This is a genomic window from uncultured Thiothrix sp., from assembly GCF_937873765.1.
GTDB lineage: Bacteria > Pseudomonadota > Gammaproteobacteria > Thiotrichales > Thiotrichaceae > Thiolinea.
Map to the genome: position 1 here is coordinate 1 of NZ_CALMZC010000040.1, position 18,381 is coordinate 18,381.

The window sequence follows — 18,381 nt, forward strand, 5'->3', positions numbered from 1 at the left end:
ACAATTGGACGGCCTGAAAAAAACCGTCCGACAATTTGTGTAGATACTTATGCCCCAGAGCCGGAGTCGAACCGGCACGGATGTTACCATCCGAGGGATTTTAAGTGCTCTCTAACATTAAATAAAAACAAATAGATAGCACCTAAAATAGTTCGGAACTAGTTATTTTTAAGTTGCTTCATTCAATAACTTAGCGCGCTATGTTCTGACGATTAAGGTGTAACTTGGTTATTAACCAACGGATCACCTGCCAACGTTCTAACCACGCTATTCACCGTAACCGCTTGTTGGTTATTGGTCAGTGTGTTGTTATCCGTCCTCACAAAAATATCGCCATTCCCAGTGTTATTTTTCACTGTATTAAAGCCTGAGTTATCCCAGTAGTATTTGAAACTTAAATACTGTTGGTACAGCGGCTTTGCACAATCCCAACTCTCCAAATTCCAATCCACTCGTTTCCCGATCGCCACTGCCCCACCCGAAGTGCCATTATTACTAATGGTGTTACCATCAATAACATTGTATTCAGCATCGAAGATACGCGGAATATAAGTCGGGTCAGTGCTAACGTACTCACCGCAATTTGAGTAAAGATGGATACCGCCATAGGCATTACCTGTAATAGTATTGCCGACAATCGTATTTTCGTCACTCCCATCAACTGCAATAGCCTCCCGCCGCCCACGCCCTGTTTTCGCAGTGCCATCAGGATTTAAGAAGCCACCATTTGTGAACGTACTATTACTGACTATGTTGTGATGGCTGCCCGTATCCAAATAGACACCTAGCCCTCTAGCACCATCTACAGAACAGTTATTGATAGTCACATAGCTAGCCCCAACCCAGACATAGAACCCAGTGCCTTTAGGCTGCTGAATGTCGATGTTTTCAAACGTAATGTGATACGGAGCGGTCGCTTGGATAGAAGGATAAACACCTTCAGGGTCATTTTTTAGCGCAGCAAGCTCTGCAGAATTAATAGCACAGTGCACAAATACCGCCGTACCATAGCCCTGAATCGTCCCGTTCTTTACGGTGATGTAACTTGTTGTGGTAGATGCATCTGCTGTAACAAAAATAGCTGATTCATGACCTGTAGACGTAAGTATGCTGCCATTCAAATCAAGAACGATATTATTGATGCCTTTAATGATGAAGCGGGTATCTGTGAGATTGCAGTTTGGCGGAAGGGTCAGGCTTTCTGTTAAGTAGATCACCTGACCTTGGTATTGCTCACAGCCCGCTGTTAGTTTCCCGAAATAAAATCAATCGTAATGTCATACGCATCCAGCCAGTGGCCTGCTGTTTCTTCAGCAGTGACTATAGTAATAGTGTCACCTTTATTTAGGACATCAATATGTTCACGGAAGTCATTCATTTCTTCACCTGTATGAACTCCAGTATGATCATCCTCAATAAGCTGTGAGAATTGAGTGCCACTAATCATTAATTTACAGAGTAACCGTTGACCATTAGGGTAAAGAATTTGCTGCTGGGCGATAGAGGCTACGCGATAAAGGAATCGGTAAACGCCTGTTTTTGGAACAACCAAGTGACCGTTCCCATCAAAGGCAAAGCCGCCAAATAAATTGGCTTTCCCTGTTGACAGGGATACATTCGGCGGCTTATCACCACTCACCCCTTGGTTATTGGTTGTCCCAACCCGTGGGTAATATTCAGCGTGGTATCCGCACCATCCGAGCTATTCACTTGAATAGTGCCAGCTTCATAGTTAGGTGTATTGGTCAAATCAGTAATTGAAACGGCTGTACCAGCAGGCAGCGTAACTGAATGGGTTGCCCCACTCTTCATCGTTATCGTTAGAATACTCTCACCGGCAGCATTAGTGGTTTTGACATAGCTAACTACATAATCGTCCTTATCAATTTCCGGGCCACTGATAACCGTGCCGTCACTGAGCGTGATCGTAGTAGTTGTGCCACTATCATCAATAGCCACAATCCGCACGGGTGTAGGCGGAGTCGGGAAATTAACCCGCAGCTTGCCACCTTCAACACGGAAATCGGGATTATTCACCTCGGCACAAGACACGCCACAGAAAATCGTACTAGGATCACCGGGATAATAAATATTCCCCTCTAAATCCTTTGCCACCGGACGATTGAGATAACCACAGGCATCATAACCACCGTCCCATGTTTTAGGATTGGCAATCGAACCTTCATAAGGCTTGGTATGATTATCCGCTTTCAGTGAGGTATATAAGCGATACTCTTGAAGAACTGGATCAAAATCCCAAGCACAAGCCCGTAGCCCATACGCGGGTACACACTTTGAACCATCCAGATTACATGCGCCCCAGATAGGTGGGCATAAACAGAGCATATCCCCCGCACAAGGCTGAATCGCACCGTTGAGCACATCTTCTAAGCCGTAGGGTCCTTTAAAGAACTTGGAATCGGGGTAGTTGAGTTTGCCGTCAAAGTCTTTACAAACGACGTACATACCACCGTTATAGCAGCGCCATTGACCAGCGGTTAACGCCTCGCCCACCGTAAATAATTTAATGGGCAGAATACAACCACTGCCTTTTACTTTAACTGTTTGACCACAAGAGCCAGTTGCATTCGTCATGGCAAAATCCTTCGTTATAAACTCAGATCACCATAGCAAAATGCCTTTTTTCAACTGTGTCAGGGGATTTTATGGAAGGCAAACCACCTCAGTTTAGGCGTATTGATATGAAGCGACTCACGGAAAAAGTACCTGCTTCACGGATTGCATGGGCTTTACAGATAACAGAACCTGAAGTCAGGCAATGGGAAGTTCTCATTCCACTACTTGAATCCCAATACATCCGAGAATCCAGTGGGTGCAAGCATCCAGTGAACAGGAGGAGAATCAGAAAAATAACGGCTATTGCTTTATTCAGTGGCGGTATTGATGAACTAGCAGAATGGCTAGGTGAAGCCAATGATGATCTTTATTCAAGCGACCCGTTTTTAACCGAATACCAATCTCTGCTCATTGAGTATGCGACCAAGGGAGCGATCAAAGGGTTATCCATAAAAACCCTTGCAAGCAATTAAATCTGAGCATCCACTACACTGCTGGCTTACCTATGCTTTTGCTATTTGCAAAACTCTCTTGCGCCCTCGGTTTTGGGCGCACTTTTTAAGGTTAAGCATGCCGAACTACGAAAACACAGGCGATGTACCAACGCCTAAACAGTTGGCTACTAAGCTACGCAAGCATATCAAACCCAATACCAAGCAATTGGCTTTAAGCCAAGCCACTGATAAGTCCATCGTTCCAGCAGTGTTGGCGCATCGTGTTTTAGATGTGGTCGCCATTGAAAGCATTGAGGCGGCTATCGGTGACGCGATTCCTATTGAGTATATTTGTAAGTCGTTAAAGATCACAGTGGGCCAATTCTGGTCATGGGTCAATGCCGATGATGAGAGCAATCGACGTATCGAAAAAGCCCAAGTATCTATCCTGCAGAACTTAAGAATGAAGCTTTATACTGATGTGATGAGCATTGATAAGGTTGTTATTGAAGAAGAGCAAGAGGCCTTAAAATTAACACTTAAGGCGGCTGAAGCTATCAGCGGGATCAGCGCACGACAAGATACCCGCAAGAAAGATAATGATGGAGTGATGGTGAATATTGATTTTGGTTCGCTGTTTGCTCAGTGACCAAGAATGTTGGCCATCTTAGCAGCCGCGCCATTCTTCACACCCATTTTTCGAGTGTAGTAACGATAGCGTTCTAAAGCACCTTGACCTTGCCAGCCAATATAGCTGGCTGCATCTACATCTGATATTTTTTCGCTGGCTCTCGCATCATTAGCGAAACCAATCCTCATAGCGTGAGTGGTGGTGTCTTCAGGAATATTATGCTTTAACGCAAAGCGTTCAAAGTGATAACACCAGCCTTGGTAGGTAAAACCAAAATCGTTAGCACCTTCCTTATTGTATTTTTCAGACTGCTTGCAGATCAGCCAAGAACCACGCAACCCAAAGGTTTGATGAAAGCGAATCACATGACCTGTTGTAGTTTTAGATAGATATTTAATCGTGCCCACCCGATTCTGATCTTGCTTAGATTTGGCTAGCTTAATCACTGCTGAGCCATCCTCCTGAATTTCCATATCATCCAGTCTCAGTGATAAAGCCTCCTCAATGCGACAGGCCGAATCATAAGCCACCATAATGCCTATGAGTTCTACCATGTCACTGTAATCGAAGTAATCCACTTCACTGATGAATCTTTTAATATCATCCCAAACAATCGGATTGCTTTGCTTGGCATGTTTAAGTGCACCCGTGCGAGTCCCCCCGCGAATATTCATCATCACGATTTTTGGTAGTGAGTAATCAATACACGCTGCTTGGTGCAAGAAGACAATAGAGCCACGCAAGTAGCTTCTACGGTCGATTTACTCCAAGATCCTCTCATCAAAAATTTTACATACTTCTCTGCTGTTTCTGTTGTAGCAGGAACAGCGATTAGATGATTGGCTGCGCACCAAGACAAATACTTCTTAGCCGAGCTTTGATAATTCTTCAGCGTATTAAAACTCAAGGATTGCAGGCGCATGGCCTCATCCAAATAACGACGAATAAACACTTGAAGCGCTTCACTAATCAAATGACTGGAACAAGGTATGATGGTTTGTTCAAACATGGCTGACTCCTTTGCTAACCTATTCAGCACTCTCCCAACTAACTAAGTTGGGAGAGCAATCACTTTAATTAAGCAGGCTCAAGCTCAGGTTTTAATTCATCCAGAATAAGCGCTGCCTTGCGCCAACCCATGCCTTGAGGGATGAGGCTACCAAACTTTTTGCGCCAGTCTTTGTGCGTCGTGCTAGAAAGGGGGTGTGCCGAGGCAAAGCACGTCCCGATAGAAAAAGTCATGGTTCTTTTCTAATAGTCTATAGCCACCATGCTCACCATCCATGATGCGCTCCATCCGGTCAAGTTCTGCGATCAGTGCAGGGTATTGGTCAAGCGGAAAGTGGCTTGACTTTCGGCGTTGGCTACAAAGCGTAAGCGATTCCAAATCGTGTTGATGTAGCTTTGTTCAATCCAAATGGGTTTGACGAGGCTCTTAACTCGTTGCTTTAACTCCTGCACTTGAGCATTGCTGAGGTATTGAACGGGTGCATCACTCATACCACGCATCGATAAGAGCATGGCTTCCATTTTGTCGAAAGCCTCGAAGTAGTCCATGGTGGTATCGCTGGCTTCTAAGCCTTGATAATTCGCAATCAATTTGACGAAGCCGCTCCGGTTTAAGTAGTACATCGTTTTTTTGACTTTGCCGAAACCAGCTTCAACTTCATAGAAGCCACGAAGGTACATATCCGCTTCTTTTCCAGCATGACGGCTGCTATTTTTGATGTAGTCAATGTGTGTCTCAATGTCGCGCAGAACATTGAAATGTTCTTTTTTGTAACTCAAGGCTACTTGCAGGCTAGTGCAAAATACCTTGCCTTCAATGATTTCGATGATGGGTAAGGTACGTTCTTCGATAGTGCAAATCGTGGTTATCGAGGTTTCTTCGATAGTCTTTTTTGTGGTAACTTGTTGCTTAGCCATTTGATAATTTCCTATATTGGTTGTTGAGTGGTTAGGGGTTGTTGGTGGTGCAAACACCTTCAACCCTGTCAATAATATTGCTGCTTTAGTTATGTTGTTTCGTTTTTCTCCTTCTTTTCTTGCTCAGGTCATATATCCAAAAAGTTGAATAGAGTAGAGTCTAATGAGATTCCGCCCCTAGAGAACGGAATGATGGCAACGATGGAGGTGTTATGTCCGAAGTGTTCCAGTGCGGTGTATTGACACGGTAAGGCGTCAAGTGGAGAGGGGCGTTATCGCTGCCGAGGGTGTCATCCCTGTTTTCAGTGGAACGACCGTAGTGCGCCATTTAAAAAGCTCAGCCCCGCGTCGGTGACCCCCTTCCCGCTAGAAGCCCTTGCTTTGGAACATGGCTTAGAGCTTGTGTGTGAACTCGATAAACAGTGGTCGTTTGTGGGAAGGAAATCGGAACCCCGCTGGTTATGGTCTGCGTGGTCACTGCACTTCAAACGCGTCTTTGCATAGACCTTCGGACGACAGGGGGATGAGTGTTTGAAGGGACTCCTTGGCTTACTAGAGCGATTCACATTCCGCTTGTATTGCACCGATGATTGGGGCGCTTATGAGCGTTTATTGCCAGAGGATCAACATCTGATTACCAAGCGCTACACTCAGAACATTGAGCGACAGAGTTTGAACGAGAGAACTCATCTAAAGCGTTTAGCGCGGAAGACGATTTGTTTTTCTAAGTCCGTCGAGGTACATGATAAGGTCGTCGGTGAATATATCGCTAGACACTCCTTTCAACTGGTTTAATACATGACCTGAGCTAAGCAGAGGGAGAAGTTCAATGGACGGCATTATGCATCAATTACCTTGTCGCTTTAGCGATTTACAAGGAGCCAGTGTATTTATCACCGGGGGGGGTTCAGGAATTGGTGCGGCTTTAACCGAGGGCTTTCTCCAACAAGGTGCTAAAGTCGCGTTTGTGCAGCGCACGGATGCGACTGAATTTTGTGACCGAATCGAAGCAAAATACGGTTCACGACCGCTCTTTAAAGCTTGCGACCTCAGTGATATTGGGCAGTTGCAGGTCATTATGCAGGAGGTTGCCACTGAACAAGGCTCTATTAAAGTCCTTGTGAATAATGCTGCCGTCGATAATCGACATCAGTTAGCTGAGTATGATATAGCAGCTTGGGATCAGTCCATTAATGTCAACTTACGCCCGCACTTCTTTACTGCGCAAGCTGTTGCAGCCGGAATGAAAGCCTTGGGCGGTGGCTCAATTATCAATTTTTCTTCTATTGCCTATTTAATGGGTAATGCAGGCTATCCGGCTTACGTAGCTGCAAAAGCAGCAATTACAGGGTTAACGCGGAGCCTAGCTCGTGAACTTGGCACTGATAACATTCGCGTGAATGCTCTGCTGCCCGGCTGGGTGATGACCGAACGGCAAAAACGTTTATGGGTAACTGAAACAGATTTAGCCGCACATCTCGAACGCCAATGTTTAAAGCAGCTCTTGCAACCTGAAGATATGGTAGGTACGACGCTTTTCCTCGCTTCTGAAACTTCAAAAATGTTGACCGGGCAAGCGATAGTAGTCGATGCTGGAGTCGTCGTTACGGGTTAAACCGGCGGGCTTTCAAGCTAAGCAAAGAAACTAAAGGGACTCAGCTACATTAAGCCTTCGTCCCTCGATGGATTTTATAAACGAGCTTCACACAAACAATGTGCCACACCGTTGAAGGGCTGTTCAGGTTTAACTAAACGCTGCAGACGGAGTGCTTCATACGGCAACTGTTTCAACTCAGGCTTTAAAGCAGTCGGCACTAAACCCTCCAAGCTGGACAGTAACCCCGCCCATAACTGCGTACCCAGCAGTTTCTGTAAGAACCAATCATATTCAGATTCTTCATTTTCGATATAACGAACCGCAGCACTATCCTCCAGCTTAGCTAATTGCTTAGCAGCCTTCACCGCATCTTGCAAATTGCCTAAAGCATCTACTAAACCCCGATCCAAGGCTTGCTGCCCCGTCCAGACGCGCCCTTGTGCCACTTCATTGACTTTTTCCACTGGCAGATTGCGTGCCTTACTAACATGACCGAGGAAGGTTTGATAAGTGTTTTGAATATAGACCTCCATGAGCTTTTCAAAACGTGGGTCTGGCGCTTTACGCAAATCACTCGCACTTTTCAGCCAAGTGGTTGCATAACCGCCTTGATTGATGCCTAGTTTATCCATCAAACCTTCAAACGTTGGAAAGAGAGTAATTACCCCAATCGAGCCAGTAATCGTCGCAGCATCGGCAAAGATTTTATCGGAGGCCGTCGAAATCCAATACCCACCCGATGCAGCTACATCACCCATCGAAACCACCACGGGTTTGCCTGCTTCACGCGCAGCGGCTAATTCACGTCGAATTAGCTCAGAGCCAAACACTGCACCGCCGGGTGAGTTCACTCTTAGCACAATCGCTTTTACAGCCTCATCTGAACGCGCCTTACGCACTAAAGCAGCAGTGGTTTCCCCACCAATAGTTTGGCGGGGTGCTTCACCATCAATAATTTCGCCTTCTGCAACGATAATACCTATGCCATCACCGCTTGTATCAGGTTTAGCTAGGCTGGCTAAATAGGTTTCGTAACCGATTTGGCGGAAAGTATTGTGCTCACTATCGGCTACGCCATTTTTGATAAAGTCCTCACGCACCTGCTGAATATCTTTTAATCCGGTCACTAAACCTTGATCCAAAGACATTTTAGCTAAATCACCACCAGCAGCCTCTAAAGAAGCTGGTAAAGCATTAATAAGCTGCATGATTTTACCCGGCGGTAATTCACGTGCCTGCTCAATTTCCTTGGTTACAACCGCCCATAAATCATCCAATAGATAAGCACTCGCTTCTAGCGTAGCCGGTGAAGGTGCTTTATCAGTGAATTGCTCGGCCATATTTTTATAAGGCCCTGTGCGGACTACATGCACTTTTACGCCCAATTTTTCTAGAGCCTCTGCAAAGTAACTGTTATCCCCGCCTAAACCATCTAGCAATAAGCCGCCTGCAGGGTCTAACCACACTTCATTCGCATGGGCAGCTAGGAAATATTGGGCTTGTGAATAATTAGATGCCCATGCCACGACCGTTTTACCAGAAGCTTGAAAACGCTTTAAAGCTGCACTTGCTTCACGCAAAGAGGCTAAACCGCCCCCATCAAACTCATCTAATTTTAATAAAACCCGCGTGATGTGTGTATCTTCGGCAGCAGCAGTCAGCACCGCGAGCAAGTCACGCAACTGCACTTCATTATTCAACTCATCGCCACTAGCTAAAGACAAGAGTGAGCTATCAGGTCGACTTTTTTCCTCGACTAAAGCACCTTTCAAATCAAGGACTAAAGCCGTTTTATCTTTGATTTGTACTACTTCTTGATCGGAGCAGCTCCGCACTGCTAGTGAAATCAGTGCAATCAACATAGTCAGCGTCAATAGGTTTAACAACCAACGCCGTAACCAAGTTAAACCACGTCCTATTCCACCAAAAAAACTGCTTACTCCACCCCGCCGCTCTGCCTGAACCTGCATCTTTGGTTTCCATTGATTAGAAGAAATTGGATTTTAGCTTAGCTTGAAGACAGATACTTAATAGCCTCAATATTTTTTACTCAAAACAAGGGTAGTTCAACAAATTTCGTTTATTTTTCGTACAAATTTCAGGACAGTGTGAACTACCTACAACTAAGCTTAGGTCTTATAAAAGCGATAGGCAATTTTATAATCACTTAATTTAATTCAACATAAAGCGAAAGCGAGCTAAACAACATGAAAAAACTAATTATTAGCATAGTACTTAGCTTGGGTTTAAGCCAAGCAGCCCTGGCAGCCCCTCAATTCACGGGTAAAAATACAATTTCTTCAGTCGCTGTAGGATGGGCTGCCGATACTCTGGCTGTCACCCTATTGAATGCACCAATTATTAATCCAGCGGGATGTACTGTTACTAATGGTGGATATGCTACTCTGTCAACAGACTCTGGTAGAAATCTTTACCATAATTTTATAAGAGATGCTTATTTCCGAGGAACCTCTATTCGTCTACTAATTAGTGATAATTCTTGCGCCTTTTCTAAGCCTAGAATTATTGGCGTCTTACTTGATTAATAATAAACCAGCTTAACAACCCTTAAGCTCAAACTTATTAGTTTGGGCTTATTAAGCTTTACTGCCAACATACATATAAGGTTTTTTATGAAAAGAATTTTTTTTAGTTCACTATTGCTAATAGGTTTATCGGGAATAGCTTTAGGCGCACCACATCAACTTACTCCTGAAAGTGGCCTTGCTCAAATTGTCTTTGTACCTAGTACGGATGCAATGCTAGTCAGTTTAACTAGCCGAACCCGTATAGTTAACCCAGCGAATTGCTCAGTCACTGACTCTGGCTACGCGACACATCCATCTGATGGTGGAAGAAGTTTGTATCATGATTTTTTGCGTGAAGCCTACTTTCAAGTCTACTCTGTCAAACTATTAATTAGTGGGACTTCGTGTGCGTTGAATAGACCGAGAATTATTGGTGTAATACCCGGAACAGTTATTATTGATTAAAATACTATCACACTTAGGAGAAAGACCATGCGTCATAAAATCATTCTAACAGCCTTGATACTAGTGCCATCTGCAACATTAATAACAGCAAATGCCGCACCTAAAGCAACTTATATTAATGTCTCAACAGGTTTTTGTTTAGACAGCAACCCAGAAGGCAAAGTTTATACATTGGCTTGTAACGGTGGAAACTATCAAAATTGGCAATAGAACTATTGATTTTCTAAAGAAGAGTTAAATAACTCCTCCAATTCATGAACCAATGCTAAATTCCTCTGTATAACCAACTCATGTTCACTCAAGCCTTGCTGAATACGTTGTTTTGCTTCATTCAACAAGGCTGGGTATTCTGTAAATGCTTGCAATTTCAGATCCTTTCCTAGGTTTTCAGCGACTACGATACATTGCCAAGCCATGTTTAAATGCCCTTGAAACGCTTTAGCTGCCCCTATCCCCAACATCACCGCAATTTGCCCCTCTTGATCTCCCAATTGCAAATAGTCGGTCATACTCTTTTGCAAAAAGCCCACGGCAGCTTCTACATTCCCCTCACTTAATTCTAACCAACCCAAAATACATAAGGCTTGTGCCCGATAAAGCAAAAACCCTAATTGCTCGGTTAGCTGAATACTTTGCTGCAAATAAGTTCGCGCCGCTTGTACTTGTTGCAACTGTGCATGCACACGTCCTAAGTTAATTAAGGCATAAGGCATACTCAAGGTTAAACCAATTTTCTGATTCAAGCTGATGCACTCTTCAAAAAACCTTATAGCTTGATCCTCTTGTCCGAGTTTGAGTAAAGCATGGCCAACATTCACTAGATTAATTTGATACCCCCCCTCGTCACCGGCATCCATAAATAAACGCATACTCTGCTGACCAGATTCAACCGACTCCGAGTATCGGCCTTGTAAACGTCTCAAGATACTTAATACAAACAAGCTACGGGCTACAGGTGTATCTCCACCAAAACGAACTGCTATGGCCTGAGCGGTACTCACATACTGATCAGCCAAGCTATGCCTATCGAGCACGGCTGAAATACCTCCCGCAGCCAATAAGGCCATGCCTTGAGCAAGAGAGGGAGGGGCATGACGATTTAAACTAAGAAAACGTTCTAGCCAGCCAAAACCCTCTTGCCAATGGTTCGCCAAAAACCAAAACATGCCTAAATGTCCTGCCAGCTTTAAACCTAAGTCTGGTAAACTCGTAGCTGCTATCTGTTTAGCCGTGATGCATAAACTTAAACATTCTCGGAAATGATCATTGTCTTGAGTCAATTGGCGAATAAGGACGAGCTGCTTTCCCCCTAATATTCCTGCATCGGCAGTACTCGCCAACTCCAAATAATACTCAACAAAGCGCTGCGCCATGCGCCAACTTGAGTCTTCAGTAATACGCAGATGACTCGCATACTCACGCATGACCTCATGCAGAATATAATGCCCTGTCGGCTCACGGCTCAGCAGGGATTTATCAATCAAACTGCTATAATCCCCTAACTGTGCACCCGTGATTGCTGAGGCCGCTTCGCGCGCAAATCCCCCACGAAATAGAGATAGTATTTGCATGAGTCGCTGCTCACGTGGGCTGAGCATCTGCCAAGTTTGGGTGACTACTTGACCTAAGCCCTTTGTTGCTTCCAGATCGGATTGAGTATTCAAGGTTTTTAATTGTTGCTTCAACTCTGCTAACACCTCAGCACAAGACAAGTGTTTAAGCCAAGTGGCAGCAATCTCAATCCCTAACGGCATACCATTGACTAAGCGACAAATCTGCAGAATCAGTGCTTGTTCCTCTTCTGTGGGGGCAAAACCATAATTAACCCGCCGCGCCGTTTGTACAAATAACGCAAAACTAGGACAGCTAGCGGCTGCCTGAACTAAGGGGGTCACCCCTAAACCCTGCAAGTGATACAGCCATTCGCCATAAACTTGTAAGGGTTTACGGGAGGTCACTAGAATTTTCAACTGGGGACAGGCCGTCAATAAACCCTGACATAGCTGCTCTTCATTCGGTAACAGATGTTCAAAATTGTCTAAAATAATTAAAGTTTGCTGATTCGCTAACACTCTTTGCAACTGTTCGAGATGCGAACGCTGTCCTTGTAAACTAAGCCCAATACTTAAGGCAATAGCACTCGGAATTAAGCGCGCACACTGCACGGTAACTAGTTCAACCCAATAAACGCCTTGTGAGAATTGCGGCTTGCACGCATGCATGATGGCTTTTGCTAAGCGTGATTTACCGACACCACCGAAGCCTAATAGAGTGATTAAGCGGCAAGCCGGATCTAAGAGCATTTGCTCTAATTGTTGTAACTCTTGGCTACGCCCGAGTAAAGGCAATAGCTCATCAAAAACACCTACAGGTTTAGACAGCACTTTTTCAGAAGCTATCAAAACATAGCCACGTCGTGGCACGGTTTTTAATAATTGGTGTTGTCTATCTTGTAAGCTTTGGCGGATCTCCGCGATACATTGCACCAAAGAATCATCAGTGACACAGCTACCTTTCCAAACCTGTGCAAATAGCTCATCCTTAGAAACCAGTTGATTGGCACGACTTGCTAAATACTGCAAAACCTGCAAAGACTGATAGCGCAAACTACAAAGCTGATGATTAGAATCACTGAGCTGCTGTTGGTTTAGATCATAAGAGTAATTACCAATTTGCAGTTGGCTCATAGGTGAACAAGAGTAGTTGGGATAAATTCGAGTATAGCTTTTAGCATTAAAATGGCACTTACTTTATTACTGAAGGTGATTTGCCCTTGATACTTTGCTTTAGCCTAGCGGTAACGCCAACTTATTCACTACTTTTCGCAACACAAAACTAGTATGCACACTGGTCACACCGGTAATGCGATTAATTCGATTCAGCAGTAAATCCTGATAATGCTCTAAATCCTTTACGATCACTTTGAGTTGATAATCAGCGGTTTGACCGGTAATCAATAAACACTCCAAGACCTCCGGAATCTCTTGAATTTGCTGCTCAAAAGTTTTGAAGCGCTCGTCGGTATGTTTATCCATTGCAATCGAAATCAACGCCATTAGTGCATAGCCGAGTTGTTTAGCATCGACAGTAGCATGGTAAGCACTAATAATTCCTGCATCCTCTAAAGCGCGTACACGCCGTAAGCAAGGCGAAGGTGACAAACCAATTTGGTCAGCTAGCTCTTGATTGCTCATACGCCCATTGGTTTGCAAAAGCCGCAGAATTTGATAATCGTAGCGATCTAATTCCATCTTAATGTTTTATCTAAGCAGTTTATTTTAATACATCTATTTTTAGCGCAATTTTCTGTTTAGAGAAAGCCATTTCGCGCCTTAAAACGCAATCGCCTGCTAAGTACTTTTGCTTATAGTAGTGATCTTTGAGCCTTCATTGAGAACAAACGATGTTAAAGCAGCCGCAACAAAAATACCGCCCCTTTCCACAGATTATCTTGACTGAACGGCAATGGCCGAGTCGCGTGATACAACACCCACCGATTTGGATGAGCACTGATTTGCGCGATGGCAATCAGTCTTTATTTGAACCTATGAACAGCGTGCAGAAATTGAACTTATTCAAGGAACTATGCGCGCTTGGCTTTAAGGAAATTGAAGTAGGCTTTCCATCTGCCTCACAAACCGATTTTAATTTTGTACGCCAACTCATTAGCGAAGAGCATATTCCTAAGGATGTGACGATTGAAGTTTTGACCCAAGCCCGTGAGCATTTAATTCGTCAAACCCTTTCATCCTTGCAAGGTGCACGGCGGGCAATTGTGCATGTTTATAATGCCACTAGCCCACAATTCCGTGACATCGTGTTTGCTATGAGCAAGGCTGAAGTGATTGAAATGGCAGTGAGTGCAGTGCGCTTAGTGAAGGACTTAACTGCGCAACAACCTGAAACTGAATGGGTTTTACAATATAGCCCTGAAGCCTTCAGCATGACGGAATTAGATTTTGCTTTAGACATTTGCAATGCGGTCACTGCGGCTTGGGAGGCAACACCGAGCAATAAGATTATTTTGAATTTGCCTGCCACAGTTGAGGCTGCTACCCCGAATATTTACGCGGATCAAATTGAATGGATGCATCGTCACTTAGCTAAGCGCGATAGCATTATTTTAAGTTTACATCCGCATAATGATCGCGGTACTGCGGTTGCAGCGACAGAACTAGGCTTAATGGCGGGTGCTGATCGAGTAGAGGGCTGTTTATTCGGACATGGCGAACGCACCGGCAATGTCGATTTAGTGACTGTAGCCTTGAATCTTTATACTCAAGGCATTGACCCACAATTAGATTTTTCTAATCTCAATCGCACCGCACGTTTGGTGGAAGAAGCTACCCAATTGCCCATTCATCCGCGCCATCCTTATGTCGGCGACTTGGTATTTACCGCTTTCTCTGGTTCACATCAAGATGCGATTAAGAAAGGTTTGGCCGCTCAAGCAGCCGATACACTTTGGAATGTGCCTTATTTACCCTTAGATCCAGCCGATGTCGGGCGTACTTATGACTCAGTAATTCGAGTGAATAGCCAATCAGGGAAAGGCGGCATTGCCTACTTACTGGAAACTATTTATGGGATTGTCATGCCGCGCCGTTTGCAGATTGAATTTGCCACTGTCGTGCAGCAATACATGGATGCATCGGGGCAGGAAATGAGTGCAGAAAACTTATGGCAGATTTTTAATGAGCACTATTTAAAGAACAACAGACCGTTTGGCTATCAGCAGCATCATTTATTTGAACACGGCAGCGCTCAAGGGATTCGCATGCTTATGTCGATTCAAGGGCAAAGTCAGTGGCTTAGCGGTGAAGGCAATGGCCCAATTGATGCGTTTATTCATGCTTTAGCCAGTGTAGGGATTGTGGTCAATGTACATAGTTATGAAGAACGCTCACTGAGTAACACTAATGAAGGTAGTCATGCCAAAGCCTGTGCTTTTATTGAATTAGCGCAAGTCGGGCAAGCAACCACCGCTTATGGTGTGGGAGTGGATGAGAATATTATTACCGCCTCCTTAAAGGCGATCATTAGTGGTTTGAATCGTTTAGATTTGCCGATGTGGAGTTATCAGCAAGCGGCTTAAGATAAGGAGTTTTACAGGTCTTGCCAGTACTAGAAAAAATAACTACAGGTTGGCAAGACTTTCGCTCTAAGATGCAGCTCTTTGCTGATCCCAGTATCACTACTATGCCATCAAGCCTTGCCATACCCTGCCCACATTTTGCAGCACAACACTGTACTTCTTGTCGCTGGTTAGATCGCACTTATGTACAGCAATTAGCGGCTAAACAACTAGCATTAAAAAGTCTATTGGCGGATTTTGTAGTTCATGAATGGTGCGAACCTGTGCCTAGTCCATTACAAGGCTTTCGCAATAAAGCCAAAATGGTGGTATTGGGTGCTGCCCATGCACCGATACTCGGGATTATGGGAGCTGAAGGTAAACCACTCAGCCTCACTGATTGCCCACTTTATCCCGTGCCAATGCAAGCACTATTACAGCGCCTCGAAGGCTGGATTCAGCAGGCTGGTTTGCCACCCTATCGCCTTGATAAACAAAAAGGTGAGTTAAAATATATCCTGCTCACGCATAGCAGGCTGCATGACCAATACCTGTTGCGTTTTGTCCTACGCAGTGAACAAGCGATTCCACGGATTCAAGCTAACTTGCCTTTATTGCTAGCTGATTTTCCGAATATCACGGTGATTTCTGCTAATATCCAACCCGTCCATATGGCCATTTTAGAGGGTAAACAGGAAATTTTTCTCAGTGCAGCTAAGCATCTGCCTGAGCAATTCAATGATGTACCCCTCTCTATCCGCCCGAAAAGCTTTTTCCAAACCAATCCCATTGTTGCCGCCAAACTCTATCAAACGGCACGTGAGTGGACTCAAGCACTCCAACCAACCGTGATCTGGGATTTATTCTGTGGTGTAGGTGGCTTTGGTTTGCATTGTGCGAGCACAGATACCCAACTGACTGGCATTGAAATTGAAGCAGAGGCTATTGCGTGTGCACGTAACTCAGCCCAAGCACTGCACTTAAAACATGTTAATTTCCTAGCACTGGACTCTAATCAATTTCAGCCAAATGCTGAGCATAAACCTGAGTTAGTGATTGTAAATCCACCACGGCGCGGACTCGGTATGGAACTGGTGACGCAATTAGCCACTTTAAATCCAGCGGCTATTCTGTATTCAAGCTGTAATGCACTCACCTTGGCGCAGGACTTGCCGCAACTTAAAAACTATCAGATTAAGCGCGTGCAACTGTTTGATATGTTCGCGCATACAGAGCATTTCGAGACCTTGGTTTTATTGACTCACTACTCCTCCCCTCCACACAAGGAATAACTTGATCAAATGCTCATGTCAGACTATCTATCTCATCAATTAGTCATGTTTGAAAATATTGCAAATAAGTCATTGAAAATGTCTACTTTATCTGATGGAGCAATATTTCCTGAATGCTAACGGGCTGAATTTCGGGAGGAAAATAAGCCTATAGCCAAGCCATGTTTCAATCTGCTTCTGTGGAGGAGAGCAAATGAAGCCTTTTTCCTACAGGAACTACCTTCCGCGTTAATTTTGTAAAACCGTTTTAAGCCTAGCAGTTTTGCCCTGTCGACATTTCCCACGCTATTTTCCCACATTGAGGTCGATAGGGCAGATTTTAAGACTGGGATGCCAAGCTTTGCTGCACCGCAGCTAAACCATTGTCTAATATCGGCTGTTTTTCTTTCCTGATAGCATTTTCCTAAGCTATTAGGAGGAGAACATCAATGGCTGTATTGAATCGGATGGACTGGTACAACTTGGCTCGGTCTACGAACTGGACCCCCAAATACGTAACCGAAGATGAATTATTCCCGCCGCAATTGTCTGGAGAGTTTGGCTTACCTCTGAGCGCGTGGGAAACATACGACGAGCCTTACAAACAAACTTATCCCGAATACGTCAAAGTGCAGCGCGAAAAAGACGCGGGCGCTTATTCGGTCAAAGCGGCGCTAGAACGCAGCCGTATTTTTGAAAATGCCGATCCGGGTTGGAAATCGGTCATGAAAGCACATTACGGCGCGATTGCACGCGGTGAATACGCGGCCGCTAGTGCTGAAGCACGTATGATGCGTTTTTCTAAAGCACCCGGTATGCGCAATATGTCCACGCTGGGTTGTATGGATGAAATCCGCCACGGACAAATGCAGCTTTATTTCCCCCATGAACACGTCTCCAAAGATCGGCAAATGGATTGGGCGTTTAAAGCCTATGACACTAATGAATGGGCGATGATTGCCGCACGCCATTTCTTTGATGACATTATGATGACGCGCGATGCGATTAGCGTGTCCATTATGCTCACCTTTAGCTTTGAAACTGGCTTTACCAATATGCAGTTTTTAGGCTTAGCCGCCGATGCGGCGGAAGCGGGTGATCATACGTTTGCTAACCTGATTTCGTCGATTCAAACTGATGAATCCCGCCATGCACAAATCGGTGGCCCAGCGCTTAAAATCCTGATTGCTAATGGCAAAAAAGAAGAAGCGCAAAAACGGGTAGACATCGCTTTATGGGGCGCATGGAAGCTGTTCTCGGTCTTAACCGGCCCGATTATGGATTACTACACTCCGCTGGAACACCGCAAACAATCCTTCAAAGAGTTTATGGAAGAATGGATTGTGGCGCAGTTCGAGCGTGCATTAACCGACATGGGTCTGGAATTGCCGTGGTATTGGGATATTTTCCTCAATGACTTAAACGATACTCATCACGGCATGCACTTAGGTTCTTACTTCTGGCGGCCTACCGTTTGGTGGAATCCAGCAGCGGGTATTACTCCAGCTGAGCGTGACTGGTTAGAGGAAAAATACCCCGGTTGGAATGACACTTGGGGCGAATGTTGGGATGTGTTTATCGACAATGTGGTCGATGGCAATATGGCCAAAGCCTATCCCGAAACCCTGCCTTACGTGTGCAATATGTGCCAGTTACCTATCCTTGGTGTACCGGGCAAAAAGTGGAATGTGAAAGATTATCCGTTGGACTATAACGGTCGCTTGTATCACTTTGGTTCAGAAGTGGATCGTTGGTGCTTCCAACAAGACCCGGAACGCTATGCGGGTCACTTGAGTATTGTGGATCGTTTCTTAGCAGGCATGATTCGGTCATGCACCAGAGGAGTTGAAGAGCCACTAAAGCGGTAGTAACTTAAGC

At 44.8% G+C, this 18,381-nt stretch carries 19 protein-coding genes and 1 pseudogene; 10 read left to right on the forward strand and 10 right to left on the reverse strand.

Translation table 11 applies throughout. The annotated features are described in order from the left end of the window. Positions 1 to 212 precede the first annotated feature (212 nt). From Q0307_RS12100 to Q0307_RS12110, 3 genes are all read right to left on the reverse strand, one after another. A complete protein-coding gene (locus Q0307_RS12100) occupies positions 213 to 1,121 on the reverse strand; it encodes a right-handed parallel beta-helix repeat-containing protein (RefSeq protein ID WP_298660930.1) in 909 nt (302 codons plus the stop codon). A gap of 125 nt (positions 1,122 to 1,246) precedes the next feature. Then, positions 1,247 to 1,639 (reverse strand): hypothetical protein, encoded by a 393-nt coding sequence (locus Q0307_RS12105; RefSeq protein ID WP_298660932.1) that lies wholly within the window; start codon positions 1,637 to 1,639, stop codon positions 1,247 to 1,249. Further along, on the reverse strand, positions 1,636 to 2,595 hold the full coding sequence (locus Q0307_RS12110; RefSeq protein ID WP_298660934.1) for a hypothetical protein: 960 nt from the start codon (positions 2,593 to 2,595) through the stop codon (positions 1,636 to 1,638). Before Q0307_RS12110 ends, Q0307_RS12105 begins: the two co-directional genes overlap by 4 nt. A gap of 71 nt (positions 2,596 to 2,666) precedes the next feature. Between Q0307_RS12110 and Q0307_RS12115 the strand changes: the two genes are divergently transcribed. Together Q0307_RS12115 and Q0307_RS12120 are read left to right on the forward strand one after the other, a co-directional pair. Further along, positions 2,667 to 3,050, forward strand: coding sequence for a hypothetical protein (locus Q0307_RS12115; RefSeq protein WP_298660936.1), 384 nt, complete (start codon positions 2,667 to 2,669; stop codon positions 3,048 to 3,050). A gap of 97 nt (positions 3,051 to 3,147) precedes the next feature. Then, entirely contained in the window at positions 3,148 to 3,660 is a 513-nt protein-coding gene (locus Q0307_RS12120) for a hypothetical protein (RefSeq protein WP_298660938.1), read from the forward strand. Here the strand turns inward: Q0307_RS12120 and Q0307_RS12125 are convergent. From Q0307_RS12125 to Q0307_RS12140, 4 genes are all read right to left on the reverse strand, one after another. Continuing rightward, positions 3,654 to 4,319, reverse strand: a complete 666-nt coding sequence (locus Q0307_RS12125; RefSeq protein ID WP_298660940.1) for a tyrosine-type recombinase/integrase — start codon at positions 4,317 to 4,319, stop codon at positions 3,654 to 3,656. The two genes, Q0307_RS12120 and Q0307_RS12125, sit on opposite strands and share 7 nt — an antisense overlap. After that, positions 4,319 to 4,651, reverse strand: a complete 333-nt coding sequence (locus Q0307_RS12130; protein ID WP_298660942.1) for a hypothetical protein — start codon at positions 4,649 to 4,651, stop codon at positions 4,319 to 4,321. Before Q0307_RS12130 ends, Q0307_RS12125 begins: the two co-directional genes overlap by 1 nt. A gap of 68 nt (positions 4,652 to 4,719) precedes the next feature. Then, complete coding sequence (locus Q0307_RS12135; RefSeq protein ID WP_298660945.1) at positions 4,720 to 4,884, reverse strand: hypothetical protein; 165 nt, start codon at positions 4,882 to 4,884, stop codon at positions 4,720 to 4,722. Positions 4,885 to 4,956: 72 nt separating this feature from the next. Next, positions 4,957 to 5,568: a Rha family transcriptional regulator gene (locus tag Q0307_RS12140; RefSeq protein WP_298660947.1), complete on the reverse strand. Its 612-nt coding sequence runs from the start codon at positions 5,566 to 5,568 to the stop codon at positions 4,957 to 4,959. Between the two features lie 402 nt (positions 5,569 to 5,970). On the opposite strand from Q0307_RS12140, the pseudogene Q0307_RS12145 reads away from it, so the two are divergent. After that, positions 5,971 to 6,363 (forward strand): annotated as a pseudogene (locus Q0307_RS12145) (IS1 family transposase). Positions 6,364 to 6,397: 34 nt separating this feature from the next. Beyond that, positions 6,398 to 7,183 (forward strand): SDR family oxidoreductase, encoded by a 786-nt coding sequence (locus Q0307_RS12150; RefSeq protein ID WP_298660950.1) that lies wholly within the window; start codon positions 6,398 to 6,400, stop codon positions 7,181 to 7,183. Between the two features lie 74 nt (positions 7,184 to 7,257). On the opposite strand, the gene sppA is transcribed toward Q0307_RS12150, so the two are convergent. Next, positions 7,258 to 9,135, reverse strand: coding sequence for a signal peptide peptidase SppA (gene sppA / locus Q0307_RS12155; protein ID WP_298660952.1), 1,878 nt, complete (start codon positions 9,133 to 9,135; stop codon positions 7,258 to 7,260). A gap of 237 nt (positions 9,136 to 9,372) precedes the next feature. Between sppA and Q0307_RS12160 the strand changes: the two genes are divergently transcribed. The 3 genes from Q0307_RS12160 to Q0307_RS12170 all read left to right on the forward strand — a co-directional run bounded on the left by Q0307_RS12160 (position 9,373) and on the right by Q0307_RS12170 (position 10,368). Beyond that, positions 9,373 to 9,711 carry a hypothetical protein gene (locus Q0307_RS12160; protein ID WP_298660954.1) on the forward strand — a complete coding sequence of 113 codons (339 nt, stop codon included), beginning with the start codon at positions 9,373 to 9,375 and terminating at the stop codon, positions 9,709 to 9,711. A gap of 87 nt (positions 9,712 to 9,798) precedes the next feature. Further along, positions 9,799 to 10,158, forward strand: coding sequence for a hypothetical protein (locus Q0307_RS12165; RefSeq protein ID WP_298660956.1), 360 nt, complete (start codon positions 9,799 to 9,801; stop codon positions 10,156 to 10,158). Positions 10,159 to 10,185: 27 nt separating this feature from the next. Then, entirely contained in the window at positions 10,186 to 10,368 is a 183-nt protein-coding gene (locus Q0307_RS12170) for a hypothetical protein (RefSeq protein ID WP_298660958.1), read from the forward strand. A 2-nt stretch (positions 10,369 to 10,370) separates the two neighbouring features. On the opposite strand, the gene Q0307_RS12175 is transcribed toward Q0307_RS12170, so the two are convergent. Then, positions 10,371 to 12,845, reverse strand: coding sequence for a tetratricopeptide repeat protein (locus tag Q0307_RS12175; protein WP_298660960.1), 2,475 nt, complete (start codon positions 12,843 to 12,845; stop codon positions 10,371 to 10,373). A 99-nt stretch (positions 12,846 to 12,944) separates the two neighbouring features. Further along, positions 12,945 to 13,409 carry an Lrp/AsnC family transcriptional regulator gene (locus Q0307_RS12180; RefSeq protein ID WP_298660962.1) on the reverse strand — a complete coding sequence of 155 codons (465 nt, stop codon included), beginning with the start codon at positions 13,407 to 13,409 and terminating at the stop codon, positions 12,945 to 12,947. Between the two features lie 152 nt (positions 13,410 to 13,561). Between Q0307_RS12180 and leuA the strand changes: the two genes are divergently transcribed. The 3 genes from leuA to Q0307_RS12195 all read left to right on the forward strand — a co-directional run bounded on the left by leuA (position 13,562) and on the right by Q0307_RS12195 (position 18,371). Continuing rightward, on the forward strand, positions 13,562 to 15,253 hold the full coding sequence (gene leuA / locus Q0307_RS12185) for a 2-isopropylmalate synthase (RefSeq protein ID WP_298660964.1): 1,692 nt from the start codon (positions 13,562 to 13,564) through the stop codon (positions 15,251 to 15,253). Between the two features lie 20 nt (positions 15,254 to 15,273). Next, on the forward strand, positions 15,274 to 16,524 hold the full coding sequence (gene rlmC / locus Q0307_RS12190; protein WP_298660966.1) for a 23S rRNA (uracil(747)-C(5))-methyltransferase RlmC: 1,251 nt from the start codon (positions 15,274 to 15,276) through the stop codon (positions 16,522 to 16,524). 428 nt (positions 16,525 to 16,952) lie between these two features. Then, positions 16,953 to 18,371 (forward strand): YHS domain-containing protein, encoded by a 1,419-nt coding sequence (locus Q0307_RS12195; protein WP_298660969.1) that lies wholly within the window; start codon positions 16,953 to 16,955, stop codon positions 18,369 to 18,371. The last annotated feature ends 10 nt before the right edge of the window (positions 18,372 to 18,381 follow it).

Coding starts and splice junctions, on each gene's coding strand:
- Q0307_RS12140 (WP_298660947.1), bottom strand. CDS start 5,568: ATGGCTAAGCAACAAGTTACCACAAAAAAGACTATCGAAGAAACCTCG.
- Q0307_RS12115 (WP_298660936.1), top strand. CDS start 2,667: ATGGAAGGCAAACCACCTCAGTTTAGGCGTATTGATATGAAGCGACTC.
- leuA (WP_298660964.1), top strand. CDS start 13,562: ATGTTAAAGCAGCCGCAACAAAAATACCGCCCCTTTCCACAGATTATC.
- sppA (WP_298660952.1), bottom strand. CDS start 9,135: ATGCAGGTTCAGGCAGAGCGGCGGGGTGGAGTAAGCAGTTTTTTTGGT.
- Q0307_RS12125 (WP_298660940.1), bottom strand. CDS start 4,319: ATGATGAATATTCGCGGGGGGACTCGCACGGGTGCACTTAAACATGCC.
- Q0307_RS12195 (WP_298660969.1), top strand. CDS start 16,953: ATGGCTGTATTGAATCGGATGGACTGGTACAACTTGGCTCGGTCTACG.
- Q0307_RS12165 (WP_298660956.1), top strand. CDS start 9,799: ATGAAAAGAATTTTTTTTAGTTCACTATTGCTAATAGGTTTATCGGGA.
- Q0307_RS12170 (WP_298660958.1), top strand. CDS start 10,186: ATGCGTCATAAAATCATTCTAACAGCCTTGATACTAGTGCCATCTGCA.
- Q0307_RS12120 (WP_298660938.1), top strand. CDS start 3,148: ATGCCGAACTACGAAAACACAGGCGATGTACCAACGCCTAAACAGTTG.
- Q0307_RS12135 (WP_298660945.1), bottom strand. CDS start 4,884: ATGACTTTTTCTATCGGGACGTGCTTTGCCTCGGCACACCCCCTTTCT.
- Q0307_RS12150 (WP_298660950.1), top strand. CDS start 6,398: ATGGACGGCATTATGCATCAATTACCTTGTCGCTTTAGCGATTTACAA.
- Q0307_RS12160 (WP_298660954.1), top strand. CDS start 9,373: ATGAAAAAACTAATTATTAGCATAGTACTTAGCTTGGGTTTAAGCCAA.
- Q0307_RS12110 (WP_298660934.1), bottom strand. CDS start 2,595: ATGACGAATGCAACTGGCTCTTGTGGTCAAACAGTTAAAGTAAAAGGC.
- Q0307_RS12180 (WP_298660962.1), bottom strand. CDS start 13,409: ATGGAATTAGATCGCTACGATTATCAAATTCTGCGGCTTTTGCAAACC.
- Q0307_RS12175 (WP_298660960.1), bottom strand. CDS start 12,845: ATGAGCCAACTGCAAATTGGTAATTACTCTTATGATCTAAACCAACAG.
- Q0307_RS12130 (WP_298660942.1), bottom strand. CDS start 4,651: ATGTTTGAACAAACCATCATACCTTGTTCCAGTCATTTGATTAGTGAA.